The 235-nt window shown below is 56.2% G+C and carries 1 protein-coding gene; it reads left to right on the top strand.

Annotated elements, in window-relative coordinates:
- Nucleotides 1-14: 14 nt before the first annotated feature.
- A partial coding sequence (locus tag AC1RO3_RS09440; RefSeq protein WP_481764162.1) for a hypothetical protein occupies nt 15-235 on the top strand: 221 nt, incomplete at its 3' end.

Raw genomic sequence — 235 nt, 5'->3', positions numbered from 1 at the left:
CTTCTGGAGGTTATATGAACGCAAACGCACGAGGCATTGGCAACGCGATGCGTGCCGTCGAATTCGCGATCACGGATGCAGGCTACGAACACACGACTCCGATTGAAGACGTGACCCGTGATCAGAAGCGTCGAATCAACGAGTTGGCATCTGGCATCTCCAATCTGGCAGTTCCCGCAAACTTCTCGAAGACGCTTGCTCAGGCTCTCCGAGCGCAGGCGACAAAGGGGACGGA

It is taken from the genome of Dellaglioa sp. CoH-57-MRSF-19 (genome assembly GCF_056781975.1).
This window is presented reverse-complemented; position numbering and strand designations above follow the sequence as displayed.